Origin of the sequence: Vibrio sp. 10N.261.55.A10 (genome assembly GCF_041470825.1) — a bacterium.
In the GTDB taxonomy this organism is placed as follows: Bacteria; Pseudomonadota; Gammaproteobacteria; order Enterobacterales; family Vibrionaceae; genus Vibrio; species Vibrio crassostreae_C.
Window position 1 is genome coordinate 1 of the sequence record NZ_JBFRNC010000073.1, and the last position, 15,332, is coordinate 15,332.

The window sequence follows — 15,332 nt, forward strand, 5'->3', positions numbered from 1 at the left end:
ACGTATTTTAGGACGAGACAAATTAATAAAATAAATATTCACAAATATAGCATTTTTATGTTTAACTAAGTTCTTCATTGATTCTATATACGCAAGGAGCGAGAGATGGCCTTTAATCTTCGCAATCGTAACTTTCTAAAACTTCTCGACTTTACTCCTAAAGAGATTCAGTTTTTACTCGACCTGTCTGCTGACCTAAAAAAAGCTAAGTATGCAGGCACTGAGCAGAAGAAACTCAACGGCAAAAACATTGCTTTGATCTTCGAGAAAGCATCAACTCGAACACGATGTGCGTTTGAAGTGGCCGCCTTTGATCAAGGTGCTCAAGTCTCTTACCTTGGCCCTTCTGGTTCTCAGATTGGTCAAAAAGAATCAATGAAAGATACGGCGCGTGTATTGGGACGCATGTACGATGGCATCGAGTATCGTGGCTTTGGTCAGAGTATCGTTGAAGACTTAGGCGCTTATGCGGGCGTGCCGGTTTGGAATGGCTTAACCGATGAGTTCCACCCTACTCAGATCTTGGCTGATTTCCTCACTATGCTTGAGCATGGCCGCGGGAAGCATCTACACCAAATCAGCTTTGCTTATCTAGGCGATGCACGCAATAACATGGGTAACTCTCTGTTAGTCGGAGCCGCGAAGATGGGCATGGATATTCGCCTTGTCGCGCCAAAAGCCTTTTGGCCAGAAGAGCAGCTTGTTGAAGAGTGCCAAACCATTGCGCAAAACACTGGTGCCAACATCACGCTGACAGAAGACGTTGCTGAAGGTGTTCAAGGCTGTGATTTCCTTTATACCGATGTTTGGGTTTCAATGGGCGAGGCCCCTGAAGCTTGGGACGAACGTGTGGCGGTAATGAAACCATACCAAGTGAATATGGATGTCATTAAGCTAACTGGTAACCCTCAAGTGAAGTTCATGCACTGCCTACCCGCTTTCCACAACAATGAAACTGTGATTGGTCAGCAAGTCTCTGACAAGTATGGAATGAACGGCTTGGAAGTGACTGACGAAGTGTTTGAATCTGACTACTCGATTGTATTTGATGAAGCGGAAAATCGCATGCACACCATCAAGGCGGTGATGGTCGCGACGCTTGGTCAATAGACAATAATGAAAGTAAACAAAAGCTTGATGTAATCGCTTGCGCTCACAAATTGAAAGCGTATAATTCTCGGCAATTTGTCTGAGAGTAGTGAAAATGACGCCAACCAATATTGTGATAACACATAGTAATATTGTGAAAACACCAAATATTGCTCGTAAGCTAAGATGCTTACCAGGCCGTCTATTCTGCTTTTCAGCACTTTTTTAAAGCCTCCCATTATGGGGGGCTTTTTTATGGCCAATACATTATTGTGGGGAAGAAGATCATGGCGAATTCGCTCTATCAAAAGCACATCATCTCAATTCCAGAGCTTTCTCGTGAAGAGCTAGAATTAATTGTTCAAACGGCAGGTCAGCTAAAGGCTGAGCCAAACCCAGAACTCATCAAGAACAAAGTTGTTGCCAGCTGCTTCTTCGAACCTTCTACGCGAACTCGTCTCTCTTTTGAAACTGCGATTCAACGCATCGGTGGTGATGTGATTGGTTTCGACAGTGGTGGTAACACTTCTTTGGCAAAGAAAGGCGAAACGCTAGCGGACTCGGTACAGGTTATCTCTTCATACGTTGACGCTTACGTGATGCGTCACCCTCAAGAAGGCGCAGCGCGTCTGGCTTCTGAGTTCTCAAACGGTGTACCTGTTATTAACGCAGGTGACGGCGCAAACCAACACCCAACACAAACGTTACTAGACCTATTCTCTATCGCTGAGACACAAGGCCGCCTCGACAACCTAAACGTTGCATTCGTTGGTGACCTTAAGTACGGCCGTACGGTTCACTCATTGACTCAAGCACTAGCGAAGTTCGACAACATCTGTTTCTACTTCGTGGCTCCAGAAGCTCTAGCGATGCCAGACTACATTTGCGAAGAGCTTGATGAAGCGGGCATCAAGTACCAACTATTGACGGACATGGAAGATGTGATTCCTGAGCTCGATGTCTTGTACATGACTCGAGTTCAAAAAGAGCGCTTCGATGAGTCAGAATACGCGCACATAAAATCCGCATACATCCTGACCGCTTCGATGCTGGAAAATGCACGCGATAACCTGAAGGTTCTGCACCCTCTTCCTCGCGTTGATGAAATTACTGTCGATGTCGATAAAACACCTTACGCTTACTACTTCCAGCAAGCAGAGAATGGTGTTTACGCCCGTGAAGCATTGCTAGCCCTTGTTCTTAACGAAACGCTGTAGAGGAGAGATATCATGTCTAAAGAGACTCAATTAAAAGTTGAAGCAATCAGAAACGGTACTGTTATCGACCATATCCCAGCCAATATCGGGATCAAGGTGCTAAAACTGTTCGACATGCACAACTCTCATCAGCGCGTGACGATTGGCCTGAATCTACCGTCTTCTGCACTGGGCGGAAAAGACCTGCTCAAGATTGAGAATGTGTTTATCACAGAAGAACAGGCGAGCAAGCTGGCACTTTATGCGCCTCATGCAACAGTGAACCAAATAGAAGATTACGAAGTAGTTAAGAAGCTACCACTAGAACTTCCTGAGCAAATCAACGATGTGTTCGAGTGTCCAAATACTAACTGTATTACTCACAATGAACCGGTTGAAAGCAGCTTTAAGATCTTTGAAAAGAAAGAAGATATTCGATTGAAGTGTAAGTATTGCGAAAAAGTCTTCTCTCGCGAGATCGTGACAGAAAGATAACGTCATACTGCAAAGAAGACCGAATGTAAAAACTATCAAATACCTCGCCTGTGCGGGGTATTTTGCGCTTTACCTATCCAAAGTTTGAAGGCACACTGAAAATTGATTTTTATCTAATAACTGATGGAATAAACCAATGACTAAAGTACTTCACACAGAATCTGCTCCAGCTGCAATCGGCCCATACGTACAAGGCGTTGACCTTGGCAACATGGTACTGACTTCTGGTCAAATCCCAGTAAATCCAGCAACTGGTGAAGTATCTGCTGATATCGCAGAGCAAGCTCGCCAATCTCTAGACAACGTTCAAGCGGTTGTTGAAGCTTCAGGCCTGACTGTAAAAGACATCGTAAAACTAACGGTATTCGTTAAAGACCTAAACGACTTCGGCACAGTAAACGAAGTTTACGGTAAATTCTTCGATGAGCACGGCGTTGCAAACTACCCTGCACGTTCATGTGTTGAAGTAGCTCGTCTGCCAAAAGATGTAGGTATCGAGATCGAAGCTATTGCGGTTCGCAAATAGGTTTTAATCTTTAGATTAAACACCTTCTAATAAACGACTTAGCGTAATACTGAGTGTTTATTAGATACAAAAAAAGGTTGCCCAGTTGGCAACCTTTTTTATTGTTCATCGTTTCGCTTAGATAATTACTTTTTATTAAGCTCAACCACTTCTTTGTCTAACTCTTCAAGTTTCGCAGCCATCTGCTCACGAGCTAGGTTAGCCAGTTCACGAACATTAGACTTGTCGTAGCCTTCAGTGCTGATTGGTGGCAGCATTTCAACAATCACGTGACCATTGTTCCAACGGTTTAGCTTCACGCCACCGGTTGAGCTACACACGATAGGGATGATAGGCAAGCCAGCACCAATCGCAGCATGGAATGCACCTGTTTTGAATGGCAGCAGACCACGGCCACGAGAACGAGTGCCTTCAGGGAACATCCAAACTGAAACATCGCTCTCTTTTAGACTCGTCACGACCTGATCAATCGTACCTACCGCTTTGCTACGGTTAGCACGGTCAATTAGGATGTTACCCGTCAACCAGTAAAGCTGACCAAATAGAGGCATCCACACTAGGCTTTTCTTACCAACAGTTACCACTTTTGGCGTCACCGCTGATGAAATCGTGAATAGATCCCAGCTGTTTTGGTGGTTCGCCACATAAACATGTTGGCCGCGAGAGTAGGCATCTTCTGGGATGCGAAGCTCTAACTTCATGCCGAAGATCTTCGACATGCGACCGAAATAACGGCCAAAGGTAAATACGTGTTTCGGGTTGCGTGGACTTAATAGGCAGTAACCACAACCAAATACAAACATAAGAATCGCAAATATCGCCACTGCGAAAATACGTAATATTGCTATCATTTTGTTCCTCACCGACCGCCAAGTTGATTCATCTATTCGCGCAAAAATGAGCAATAGATTTACTCGCGGTAAATACAACTATAAAAAAGCCGAAACCAAGGTTCCGACTTTTATGTTTTCATCTTACTGATTCATGAATCCACTAACCTAGGTTAGTTCGACTCACTAAATCGTGTAATGTTTGCGCCTAAGGCTGACAATTTATCTTCAATCTTATCGTAGCCACGATCGATGTGATAAATACGGTCAACGATGGTTTCACCTTGAGCAATACAGCCAGCAATAACAAGGCTCGCAGATGCGCGAAGGTCCGTTGCCATTACTTGAGCGCCGCTCAGTTTTTCCGTTTCACCACAGATAGCCGTGTTACCTTCGATTTCCGCTTTTGCACCCATTCGCTGTAACTCAGGAATGTGCATAAAACGGTTTTCAAAGATAGTCTCAGTGATAACACCACTGCCCTTCGCCATCATGTTAAGCAGAGTAAACTGTGCTTGCATGTCGGTTGGGAAACCAGGGTGAGGTGCCGTTACGATTTTCACCGCTTTCAGTTCACGACCCGTCATATCAAGACTGATCCAGTCTTCGCCCGTTTCAACCTTCGCACCCGCTTCTTCAAGCTTCGCTAAGGCAGCTTCAAGAAGATGAGCGTTGGTGTTGCGACAAACCACTTTACCGCCAGAAACAGCAGCAGCAACCAGGAAAGTACCTGTTTCAATACGGTCAGCAACCACAGAGTGTTGGCCACCACCAAGACGTTCAACGCCTTCGATAGTAATCGTATCTGTACCTGCGCCAGAAATTTTAGCACCCAGTTTGTTTAGGAAGTCAGCCGTATCAACAATCTCAGGCTCACGCGCTGAGTTATCGAGTACTGTTGTTCCTTCCGCTAGCGTTGCTGCACACATGATAGTAATGGTGGCACCCACACTTACTTTATCCATCACGATGTGCGCGCCTTTCAGACGGCCATCAACACTTGCTTTCACATAACCATCTTCCAACTTAATGGTCGCACCTAGTTGCTCTAGACCGTGGATATGCAGATCAACAGGTCGAGCACCAATTGCACAACCGCCTGGAAGTGACACTTGGCCTTCACCAAAACGAGCGACTAGAGGACCTAAAGCCCAGATAGAAGCACGCATTGTTTTCACTAAATCGTAAGGCGCACAAAATTCATTAATTTCGCTGCCATCAACATGAACACTACCATTACGCGATACTTTTGCGCCTAAACGCTTAAGCAGTTCCATCGTAGTATCGATGTCACGTAGGTGAGGAACGTTACTTACTTCCACTGGCTCTTCAGCAAGAATTGAAGCAAATAAGATAGGTAGCGCTGCATTTTTTGCGCCTGAGATCGTCACTTCACCGCTTAGCGGCTTATCCGATCCAATAACTCGAAACTTTTCCATCATAAACCTTAAAGTGACATCAGTTTCTTATCACGTTCCCACTCTTCCGGCGTGAAAGCCTTAATAGAAAGAGCATGGATGTCATTGCGTTGAATGTATTCCATTAGTGGGCCGTAGATTAGTTGCTGCTTCTTAACTCGATTCATGCCGTCAAAACATGGATCAACCGCAACAACTTCGTAATGACTGCCTTCCCCTTTCACGAAAATTTCCTGAAGGTTCAGTGCTTCTGCTAATAATTCTTGTACTTTTGTGCTGTCCACAAATAGCTCCTGCCTAATTTTTTATGTGTTCTGCCATCATTGGCTGGATATTGCTCAATTGGAACAACGTTCGTAATTGTTCTGGCACGAAACTGAGCATTATATGACAGTTTTGATTTTTTGCATGCTCTAATAAGTGAATTAGCATCACCATTCCTGCTGAATCGACTCGATTTATATGGCTAAGGTCAATTTCAACGCTCGATTCCGTCGTTTGCCACTTTTCCAATATACGCCAGATTGCAGGGACACTGTCTCGGTCTAAATCACCGAACAGTTGATACTCTTTAGAGCTTAGTGCTTGCCATTGAGAATGGCTCATTATTTGTTACTCTCAAAACGAATCGGTTGTGCGGCTAATTTCTCTAGTTCGTCTGCAACTTGTAAGATGCCTTCTTGACGAATCTTAGTATTCCACTCCGATTGCTTGCTCGACAACAAGCTAATACCTTCGGCAACCATATCAAATGCTTTCCACTCGCCAGATTTCTTGTCTTTGCGAAGCTTAAATTCAAGCTTAATGTTTGGTCGCGGCGTATCGATGATGTCGACCTTGATACTGGTAATGCGGCTATCCGCTTTGATTTTTGGTTCTGGACCAAATTCAATCGTCTGATCTGTGTATTGAGTCAGCACTTGGGCATAAGAAGAAACAAGGTATTTACGGAATGAATCGATAAACACGCCCACGTCTTTTCTATCCGCGCCTTTCAAGTTTGGTCCAAGTAACTTAAGAGCTGCATATTGTGCATTCACATAAGGCATCAACTCTTCTTCCACGATGACCTTCAATAACTCTGGATCTTGGTGGATGTTGTCTTGTTCACTCTTCAAACGCTCAAATGCCACTTCGGCAACTTGAGTCATCATCTGGTAAGGCTGAGTACGGTCAATCGATTCTGCAGCAAAGGCTTGGGTAGAAATAAGCAACGCCATTGCCGCCATAAACATTGATTTCAAGTAACCAATAGCTTTTAAATAACTAATAGTTTTCAACATTATCTTATTCCTTAGCTTCGCTGTCATTAGAACCACCAACGCTATACAGCACTTGGCCAATCAAATCTTCTAGTACCAATGCTGACTTAGTGTCTTCAATTGAATCACCATCGACCAACATCTCTTCATCATCAAAAATGAAGCCTGGAACCAGACTAATGTACTGCTCACCAATTAAGCCAGATGTTAAAATTTGAGCACTAGAGGTATCTGGAAATTGTGAGTACTTCCCGTCAATAGACAGTTCAACGACAGGAAGGTAGCTCTCGGTATCAAGCTCAATGCTTTTAACTCGTCCAACAACGACGCCACCCACTTTCACTGGAGAACGAACTTTTAGGCTGCCAATGTTGTCAAAGGTCGCTTTTAGATTGTAAGTATGGTTCGAACCTATGCCTTTTACGTCAGCGACTTGAAAGATCATGATTAAGATTGCGCAAATTCCGGCAATAACAAAGGTGCCGACCCATAATTCTAATTTTCGAGTTTGTTGCATGATTAATTCCCAAACATCAATGCGGTAAGAACAAAATCTAGCCCTAGTACCGCTAGAGAAGAGTGCACTACAGTGCGTGTGGTTGCCTGACTGATACCTTCTGAAGTCGGTACTGCGTCATAACCATTGAAAAGTGCGATCCAAGTTACGGTGATAGCGAAGACCATACATTTGATCATGCTGTTACCAATATCTCGGCCAAGTTCTACTGAAGACTGCATCGCAGACCAGAAACTGCCGTGATCAATGCCTTTCCAATCAACACCAACCAGTTGACCGCCCCAAATACCTACCGCCATAAAAATCATAGCAAGCAATGGCATTGAGATAAGCCCGGCCCAAAGACGTGGTGCAATAATGCGTTTAAGAGGGTCAACGGCCATCATCTCAAGGCTTGAGATCTGCTCTGTTGCCTTCATTAACCCAATCTCTGCCGTGAGTGCTGAACCGGCTCGACCTGCAAATAATAACGCAGTCACCACAGGCCCCAACTCACGCAACAGTGAAAGCGCGACCATTTGACCAAGGTTTCCCTCAGCGCCGTAGTCAATTAACACGACATAGCCCTGCAGGCTGAGCACCATGCCGATAAACAGACCCGAAACTAAAATAATAGCCAATGACTGAACGCCAACGCTATAAAGTTGTTTTACTAATAAGGGGAAGTTTTTTAGTCGCGGGATGCCAAACAAAGCCCCAAATAACATCAGGCTTGCTCGACCAAATGACTCACAGCTCGCAAGTGTACGCTTACCGACACCCGCAATAGTTTTAACAATCATATTAAAACAAATCCTTTTCTAAGCTCTTCGCAGGGAATCTAAATGGTACTGGACCATCGGCTTCGCCTTGCAAAAATTGCTGCACTCTCGGATCGCTATTGTTGTACAACTCATCAGGTGTTCCAGCGGCAATAATCTTGCTATCTGCCATGAGGTAAACCCAATCAGCAATACTCATCACCTCTGGCACATCGTGAGAAACAACAATCGAGGTTAAGCCCAAGGCTTGATTGAGATTTCGTATCAATTCAACCAATACGCCCATGGTGATGGGATCTTGGCCAACAAACGGCTCATCGTACATGATAAGTTCTGGATCCAGTGCGATTGCGCGCGCCAGTGCGGCACGCCTAGCCATTCCGCCAGACAACTCACTCGGCATCAATTGCGCAGCACCACGTAATCCTACCGCTTCAAGCTTAAGTAATACGATGGTACGAATGAATTTTTCATTAAGTTCAGTGTGCTCTCGCAGCGGAAACGCCACATTATCAAAGACATTGAGATCCGTAAAAAGCGCACCCGATTGGAATAGCATGCTCATTTTCTTACGTGCTTGATATAGCTTTCGACGTGATAATGCAGGGATATTGTCACCATCAAACCAAACTTCGCCTTCATCTGGCGGCAGTTGCCCACCGATCAAACGCAGTAAAGTCGTTTTGCCGATCCCAGACGGCCCCATGATGGCGGTTATCTTGCCTTGAGGCACCTCTAAACTGATGTCATCAAAGATAACGCGGTCACCGCGTGAGAAGCTGAGGTTCTTAACTTTCACAAGCTCAGTGTTCAACATATTTTTGTTGTTTCCTTGCTTTAAAAAACGCCAATTATGGCTGCAATAATAATGAGTCTACTTTAGAATTAAAAGCACTGTTCAATTAATTCATATTAAACAGGAATCTATGCAGGGATTTGAAAGCATTAGGAAATTATCTATTGATCTCTCTTTCTTGCCTGCTAACTGGTAATTAATTTGCCGAGTGACTTCCCTTTTATCTAGCAACAGGTCAAAATTAGCGGTTAATTCTCCGTTTTTATTAATTTTTTAGGAATCATCATGCTTGAAGCGATTGCGTTTCTTATTATCGGTCTAGGTTTTTTGGTGTGGAGTGCAGATAAGCTGGTTTACGGTGCCGCTGCTCTTGCTCGCAACTTCGGTATTTCACCACTAGTTATCGGTATGACGATCTTAGCAATGGGGTCTTCGGCTCCTGAAATGATGGTTTCTGCGACAGCAGCCCTTGATGGCAAAACAGATACAGCTGTAGGCAACGTACTGGGCTCTAACATCGCCAACATCGCGCTGATTTTAGGTATTACAGCCCTTATCAAGCCGTTATCGATTAGCTCAGGCGTGATTCGTCGTGAACTACCATTAATGATCGGTGTCACTCTGCTAGCGGGCGCCCTATTGTGGGATAACCATTTAGGCTTCTATGAAGGCGTGTTGTTGTTTGTTCTTTTTGCCGCGTTTTTGTTTGCTATGTTGCAAATCAGCCGCAGCGAGAAAAAGAACGGCGATGCTTTCCTTGATGAGCAAGAATCAGAGATCCCTGAAGGCGTAAGTAACCCTAAGGCTGCAATGTGGGTCGTGATTGGTCTAATCGTCCTACCTTTAGCTGCTGATATGCTGGTAGATAACGCTGTGATCATCGCGAAGTTCTTCGGCATGAGCGACCTTGTCATTGGTTTAACCATCATTGCTGTTGGTACTAGCCTTCCTGAACTTGCAGCATCACTAGCCGGCGTTATGAAGGGGGAAGATGATATGGCTGTAGGTAATATCATTGGTTCAAACGTATTCAACATCCTTGCTGTTATGGGTATCCCGGGCATCCTAAACCCTTCGATCTTGAGCGAGTTCGCTATGGGTCGTGACTTCTGGGTAATGCTAGGCGTATCGCTACTACTTGTTGTGATGGCACTAGGAAAATCTCGTAGTGTGAATCGTATTGAAGGCGGCGTGTTAATTGTGACGTTCGTGGCCTACCAAAGTTACCTATTAATGAACATGTCGGCTTAATTGTTGATTTAACTTCCCGTACTTGGAGTATTTGATGTCTCAGCCATTTGATTACCGCAGCGTTGCAAAACAAGTTTTGGAAACCGAAGTTGCAGGTCTCACTCAATTAGACCAATATTTTAATGATGATTTTTGTAAAGCTTGCGACCTTATCCTGAACAACAAAGGCAAAGTCGTTGTGATGGGCATGGGTAAATCAGGCCACATTGGCAACAAAATCGCAGCAACATTGGCAAGTACCGGGACATCGGCTTTCTTTGTTCACCCAGGCGAAGCGGCGCATGGCGACTTAGGCATGATCGAACCTGGTGATATTGTGATTGCAATATCCAACTCCGGCGAATCGGGAGAAATCCTCAGCCTATTTCCTGTGTTAAAGCGTCTGAGCATCAAGATCATCAGCATGACAGGCAAGCCAGCATCAAACATGGCAACCCTGTCTGATATCCATTTACAAATTTCAGTACCGGAAGAAGCTTGTCCACTGGGCTTAGCGCCAACAACCAGTACCACGGCGACTTTGGTTATGGGTGATGCATTAGCCGTTGCACTTTTGCAGGCTCGCGGCTTTACCGCTCAAGACTTTGCATTGTCTCATCCAGGTGGCGCTTTAGGTCGTCAACTGCTGTTAAAACTAGACGACATCATGCACACAGGTGATGCACTCCCTGTTGTAGCACCCGACGCACTAGTAAGAGACGCTCTACTAGAGATATCTCAGAAAGGCTTAGGCATGACAGCAATCGTTGGTGAAGATGGCCAAATGGCCGGTATTTTTACCGATGGTGATTTGCGCCGAATCCTAGACAAGCGCGTTGATATCCATAACACACAGATCGGCGACGTGATGACACTTAACCCGACGGTAGCAGAACCAAACATGCTCGCAGTAGAGGGATTAAACCTGATGCAAGCTAAAAGCATCAATGGTCTGATGTTATGCCATGAAGGTAAGCTCGTTGGAGCCTTAAACATGCATGACTTACTGAAAGCAGGAGTAATGTAATGACACAGACAGTCGAAACTCTATACGGCACTGTTAATTCAGATGTATTTGCAATTGCAAAAGAGATCAAACTGCTGATTTGCGATGTCGATGGTGTCTTCTCTGATGGTCGCATCTACATGGGCAACAACGGTGAAGAGCTGAAAACCTTCCACACTCGTGACGGTTACGGTATCAAATCACTGATGAACGCAGGCATTGAAATCGCGATCATCACGGGTCGCAAATCTCAAATTGTTGAGAATCGTATGACCGCTCTAGGCATTAAGCTGATTTATCAAGGTCAAGACGATAAAGTTAAGGCATACCAAGATATTTGCGATAAGCTTTCTGTAAACCCTGAAAATACAGGTTACATCGGAGACGATCTGATTGACTGGCCTGTAATGGAAAAAGTTGGCTTGAAGGTCTGTGTGGCAGATGGGCACCCGCTACTTGCAAAGCGTGCAAACTACGTGACAACCATTAACGGTGGTCATGGCGCGGTACGTGAAGTCTGTGACCTTATTTTACAAGCAAGAAATGAACTCGACGTGCATAAAGGTTTAAGCATATGAGTTTTACTCGTATTATCTATTTAATACTCATATTTATTGCCTCTTGGTCGACCTATTACTTGTACGACAAAGAGCAAACATCAACGATACAAGTGGCTCCAAATTTGGAGCTGCCCGCGTTTAGTGGCAAAAGCCTGAACAACATTAGCTACGACGAAAGCGGTATTCGCAGCTATCAGGTTGAATCGACGTATTTAGAACACTACTCAGTAGTTGGCGATACGCACTTTCAAAACCCAGTTCTTTCGGTATTCCGTGAAGGGCACACGATTGAATGGCAAGTCACCGCTGATCGCGCGATTATGGATGAGAATCAAGTTGTCACGTTTTATGACAACGTCGTGGCAAAGAACCTGTTGCCAGAAGCCAGCTTCGATACAATGACCACAGATAAAATGGTTGTTGAGCTGCCTAGCCGAGATTTTTATTCAGAGACTCCGGTCCATATGATCGGTACATTTTTTGAAACTGAGGGACAAGCAATGAAAGGTAACTTCGGTACCAACAATGCAACCCTCTTTAATTCTGTTCAAGGTAGATATGAAACTCTTACACCTTAGTTTATTCGCTTTGACCCTTGCGGCACCTAATGTCTATGCTCTGTCTTCGGATAGTGAGCAACCTGTCTACATTGACTCAGACAGCCAGCAATTGGATATGAAAAGTAACCAAGTGACTTTCCTTGGTGATGTGAACCTTAAACAAGGCAGCATCAATATCAATGCCGATAAGGTTATTGTTACTCGTAACGCCGTAAACGGTGAGATTGAAGAAATTCAAGGCTTCGGTAAGCCAGCAACCTTCTCTCAGCTTACTGACGACGGTAAGACACTCTACGGTGAAGCTGACGACCTGCACTACCAGCTTGTTGCCGACCGACTGATCATGACTAAGAATGCGATGTTATCTCAAGATGGCAGCATCATTCGCGGTTCTAAGATCACTTACCAGATCGGTTCTCAGAAATTAGTCGCTGACAGTGGTGAAAACAAACGAGTGTCAACGGTTTTACAACCAACGGAAGTGAATAAGTAACGATGGCTGTTCTTAAAGCAAAAAACCTAGCGAAAACCTACAGTAAACGTAAGGTTGTTACCGATGTAAGCTTACAGGTAGAGTCAGGCCAGATCGTCGGTCTGCTTGGGCCTAACGGTGCAGGTAAAACCACATCTTTCTATATGATTGTTGGTTTGGTGGCGCGTGATGAAGGTACCATCAGCATTGATGACCGAGACATCAGTATCTTACCAATGCACAGCCGCTCTCGTCTTGGTATCGGTTACCTGCCTCAAGAAGCATCGATTTTCCGTAAGTTGTCCGTAGAGAACAACATCATGGCGGTTTTACAAACCCGTGATGAAATGACCAACGAACAACGCCAAGATAAGCTGGAAGACCTGCTAGAAGAGTTCCACATCCAACATATCCGCACCAGCAATGGTATGGCTCTGTCGGGTGGTGAGCGTCGTCGTGTAGAGATTGCTCGTGCACTAGCAGCAAACCCGCAGTTCATTCTATTGGATGAACCATTCGCTGGTGTTGACCCGATCTCAGTAATCGATATCAAAAAAATCATTGTTCACCTGCGTGATCGCGGCTTGGGCGTTTTGATTACCGACCACAACGTTCGTGAAACATTAGACGTGTGTGAAAAAGCTTACATCGTAAGCCAAGGACACCTGATCGCTGAGGGTACTCCTGAAGATGTTCTCAATAACGAACAAGTTAAACAAGTTTATCTAGGCGAACAATTCCGTCTATGATTATATAGAGAGTATCGAGAGTTCTAAGAATAACAACTAGGTAAGTCACACTGAATGAAACCCTCATTACAACTTAAGCTAGGCCAACAGTTAGCAATGACTCCTCAATTGCAGCAAGCGATTCGTTTGTTGCAATTGTCTACTTTAGATTTGCAGCAAGAGATTCAAGAAGCACTTGAATCTAACCCACTACTCGATGTCGAAGAAGGCAATGAAGATACGCCAACATCGGAAGAAAAACCTAGCAGTGACGAAAAAGAAACTGTTGAAGCCACAGAGCAAGACTTACCTGATAGCTCAGACTTAATCGAAAAATCAGAGATTGGCAACGAACTAGAAATCGACACAACTTGGGAAGACGTCTACAGCGCGAACACCGGTAACACGGGTATTGCGATTGATGACGACATGCCGGTTTATCAAGGCGAAACCACTCAAAGCCTGCACGATTACCTACTTTGGCAACTCGACTTAACGCCATTCACTGACACCGACCGAAGCATCGCTTTTGCATTAATCGATGCCATCGACGACTACGGCTACCTCACTGTAACTTGTGAAGACATCCTTGAAAACTTCGACAATGAAGAGATCGAGCTTGATGAAATTGAAGCGGTACGTAAACGAATTCAGCAGTTTGATCCGCTAGGTGTCGGTTCAGTCAACCTGCAAGATTGCTTGTTACTGCAACTGGCAACCTTTCCCCAAGATACGCCTTGGCTTAACGAAGCTAAGTTAGTACTTACTAGCCATATCGACCAACTCGGCAATCGCGATTACAAACTGGTTATCAAAGAGACCAAGTTGAAAGAAGCAGAACTACGTGAAGTTTTGCAACTGATTCAACAGCTGGACCCTCGTCCTGGCAGTAAGATTACTCCGGATGAAACTGAGTATGTGGTTCCAGATGTATCTGTCTTCAAAGACCTTGGCAAATGGTTAGTGACCATTAACCCTGATAGCGTGCCTAAGTTGAAAGTGAATCAGCAGTACGCTGATCTGGGCAGTAAAGGCAACAGCGCCGACAATCAATACATCCGCTCAAATTTGCAAGAAGCAAAGTGGTTAATTAAAAGCCTAGAGAGCCGAAATGAGACGCTACTCAAAGTTGCGCGATGCATTGTTGAACATCAGCGTGATTTCTTCGAACATGGCGAAGAAGCGATGAAGCCAATGGTTCTTAATGATGTTGCGTTAGCTGTTGATATGCACGAATCCACGATCTCTCGTGTGACGACTCAAAAATTCATGCATACGCCACGTGGCATCTTCGAGCTCAAATACTTTTTCTCAAGCCATGTCAGCACTGACAATGGCGGTGAATGTTCATCTACAGCAATTCGCGCACTCATCAAGAAGCTTGTCGCAGCGGAAAATACCGCGAAGCCTCTAAGTGATAGTAAGATTGCTGCTTTACTGGCTGACCAAGGAATTCAGGTAGCTAGACGTACCATAGCGAAATACCGTGAGTCTCTGGGCATTGCCCCATCGAGTCAGCGTAAACGCCTGCTATAAGCTCATTTAGTCGCTAGTTACTTAGCAACTATGATCAGGCAACCAACTGAAAAGGAAAGTCTATGCAAATCAATATTCAAGGCCATCACGTTGATCTTACCGATTCAATGCAAGACTATGTTCACACCAAATTCGACAAACTTGAGCGCTTCTTTGATCATATCAATAGCGTTCAGGTTGTTTTAAAAGTTGAGAAAATCAATCAAATCGCAGAAGCTACCCTGCATATAAATCAGGGGGAAATCCATGCGACAGCAACAGATGAAAGCATGTATGCCGCGATTGATTCATTGGTTGATAAACTCGTCCGCCAACTCAACAAGCACAAAGAAAAGCTAAGTAGTCACTAA

General features: G+C 44.6%; 20 protein-coding genes. 12 read left to right on the forward strand and 8 right to left on the reverse strand.

Annotated elements, in window-relative coordinates; genetic code table 11:
- The first annotated feature begins 105 nt into the window (after positions 1 to 105).
- The 4 genes from AB4274_RS19980 to AB4274_RS19995 all read left to right on the forward strand — a co-directional run bounded on the left by AB4274_RS19980 (position 106) and on the right by AB4274_RS19995 (position 3,306).
- Positions 106 to 1,110, forward strand: coding sequence for an ornithine carbamoyltransferase (locus AB4274_RS19980; protein WP_372113028.1), 1,005 nt, complete (start codon positions 106 to 108; stop codon positions 1,108 to 1,110).
- Between the two features lie 266 nt (positions 1,111 to 1,376).
- A complete protein-coding gene (gene pyrB, locus AB4274_RS19985; RefSeq protein WP_012604860.1) occupies positions 1,377 to 2,306 on the forward strand; it encodes an aspartate carbamoyltransferase in 930 nt (309 codons plus the stop codon).
- A 12-nt stretch (positions 2,307 to 2,318) separates the two neighbouring features.
- Complete coding sequence (gene pyrI / locus AB4274_RS19990; protein ID WP_017058927.1) at positions 2,319 to 2,780, forward strand: aspartate carbamoyltransferase regulatory subunit; 462 nt, start codon at positions 2,319 to 2,321, stop codon at positions 2,778 to 2,780.
- Positions 2,781 to 2,916: 136 nt separating this feature from the next.
- Entirely contained in the window at positions 2,917 to 3,306 is a 390-nt protein-coding gene (locus tag AB4274_RS19995; protein WP_004735319.1) for a RidA family protein, read from the forward strand.
- 125 nt (positions 3,307 to 3,431) lie between these two features.
- Here AB4274_RS19995 and AB4274_RS20000 read toward each other — a convergent pair whose 3' ends face one another.
- From AB4274_RS20000 to mlaF, 8 genes are all read right to left on the reverse strand, one after another.
- Positions 3,432 to 4,157, reverse strand: coding sequence for a 1-acylglycerol-3-phosphate O-acyltransferase (locus AB4274_RS20000; protein WP_017058926.1), 726 nt, complete (start codon positions 4,155 to 4,157; stop codon positions 3,432 to 3,434).
- Positions 4,158 to 4,309: 152 nt separating this feature from the next.
- On the reverse strand, positions 4,310 to 5,575 hold the full coding sequence (gene murA / locus AB4274_RS20005) for a UDP-N-acetylglucosamine 1-carboxyvinyltransferase (protein WP_017058925.1): 1,266 nt from the start codon (positions 5,573 to 5,575) through the stop codon (positions 4,310 to 4,312).
- An 8-nt stretch (positions 5,576 to 5,583) separates the two neighbouring features.
- Positions 5,584 to 5,838: a BolA family iron metabolism protein IbaG gene (ibaG, locus tag AB4274_RS20010; RefSeq protein WP_017058924.1), complete on the reverse strand. Its 255-nt coding sequence runs from the start codon at positions 5,836 to 5,838 to the stop codon at positions 5,584 to 5,586.
- Between the two features lie 13 nt (positions 5,839 to 5,851).
- Positions 5,852 to 6,160, reverse strand: coding sequence for a lipid asymmetry maintenance protein MlaB (locus tag AB4274_RS20015; protein WP_017058923.1), 309 nt, complete (start codon positions 6,158 to 6,160; stop codon positions 5,852 to 5,854).
- Positions 6,160 to 6,789 (reverse strand): phospholipid-binding protein MlaC, encoded by a 630-nt coding sequence (locus AB4274_RS20020; RefSeq protein ID WP_120459707.1) that lies wholly within the window; start codon positions 6,787 to 6,789, stop codon positions 6,160 to 6,162. The genes AB4274_RS20015 and AB4274_RS20020 overlap by 1 nt, the downstream gene beginning before the upstream one ends.
- Positions 6,790 to 6,841: 52 nt before the next feature.
- Complete coding sequence (gene mlaD / locus AB4274_RS20025) at positions 6,842 to 7,333, reverse strand: outer membrane lipid asymmetry maintenance protein MlaD (RefSeq protein WP_017058921.1); 492 nt, start codon at positions 7,331 to 7,333, stop codon at positions 6,842 to 6,844.
- 2 nt (positions 7,334 to 7,335) lie between these two features.
- Positions 7,336 to 8,115 (reverse strand): lipid asymmetry maintenance ABC transporter permease subunit MlaE, encoded by a 780-nt coding sequence (mlaE, locus tag AB4274_RS20030; RefSeq protein WP_017058920.1) that lies wholly within the window; start codon positions 8,113 to 8,115, stop codon positions 7,336 to 7,338.
- A gap of 1 nt (position 8,116) precedes the next feature.
- Entirely contained in the window at positions 8,117 to 8,911 is a 795-nt protein-coding gene (gene mlaF, locus AB4274_RS20035; protein ID WP_017058919.1) for a phospholipid ABC transporter ATP-binding protein MlaF, read from the reverse strand.
- 264 nt (positions 8,912 to 9,175) lie between these two features.
- On the opposite strand from mlaF, the gene AB4274_RS20040 reads away from it, so the two are divergent.
- The 8 genes from AB4274_RS20040 (at position 9,176) to hpf (ending at position 15,332) form a co-directional block, all read left to right on the forward strand.
- On the forward strand, positions 9,176 to 10,141 hold the full coding sequence (locus tag AB4274_RS20040; RefSeq protein ID WP_017063737.1) for a calcium/sodium antiporter: 966 nt from the start codon (positions 9,176 to 9,178) through the stop codon (positions 10,139 to 10,141).
- 34 nt (positions 10,142 to 10,175) lie between these two features.
- Positions 10,176 to 11,147 carry an arabinose-5-phosphate isomerase KdsD gene (gene kdsD, locus AB4274_RS20045; protein WP_372113030.1) on the forward strand — a complete coding sequence of 324 codons (972 nt, stop codon included), beginning with the start codon at positions 10,176 to 10,178 and terminating at the stop codon, positions 11,145 to 11,147.
- Entirely contained in the window at positions 11,147 to 11,704 is a 558-nt protein-coding gene (gene kdsC / locus AB4274_RS20050; RefSeq protein WP_017058916.1) for a 3-deoxy-manno-octulosonate-8-phosphatase KdsC, read from the forward strand. The genes kdsD and kdsC overlap by 1 nt, the downstream gene beginning before the upstream one ends.
- Complete coding sequence (gene lptC, locus AB4274_RS20055; RefSeq protein ID WP_004735306.1) at positions 11,701 to 12,264, forward strand: LPS export ABC transporter periplasmic protein LptC; 564 nt, start codon at positions 11,701 to 11,703, stop codon at positions 12,262 to 12,264. Before kdsC ends, lptC begins: the two co-directional genes overlap by 4 nt.
- Positions 12,245 to 12,739 carry a lipopolysaccharide transport periplasmic protein LptA gene (gene lptA, locus AB4274_RS20060; RefSeq protein WP_017058914.1) on the forward strand — a complete coding sequence of 165 codons (495 nt, stop codon included), beginning with the start codon at positions 12,245 to 12,247 and terminating at the stop codon, positions 12,737 to 12,739. The genes lptC and lptA overlap by 20 nt, the downstream gene beginning before the upstream one ends.
- Positions 12,740 to 12,741: 2 nt before the next feature.
- A complete protein-coding gene (gene lptB, locus AB4274_RS20065; RefSeq protein ID WP_004735304.1) occupies positions 12,742 to 13,467 on the forward strand; it encodes an LPS export ABC transporter ATP-binding protein in 726 nt (241 codons plus the stop codon).
- A gap of 54 nt (positions 13,468 to 13,521) precedes the next feature.
- The gene (locus tag AB4274_RS20070; RefSeq protein WP_017058913.1) at positions 13,522 to 14,982 is read left to right on the forward strand and encodes an RNA polymerase factor sigma-54; all 1,461 of its coding nucleotides are present in this window, start codon (positions 13,522 to 13,524) and stop codon (positions 14,980 to 14,982) included.
- A gap of 62 nt (positions 14,983 to 15,044) precedes the next feature.
- Positions 15,045 to 15,332 carry a ribosome hibernation promoting factor gene (gene hpf / locus AB4274_RS20075; protein ID WP_009847742.1) on the forward strand — a complete coding sequence of 96 codons (288 nt, stop codon included), beginning with the start codon at positions 15,045 to 15,047 and terminating at the stop codon, positions 15,330 to 15,332.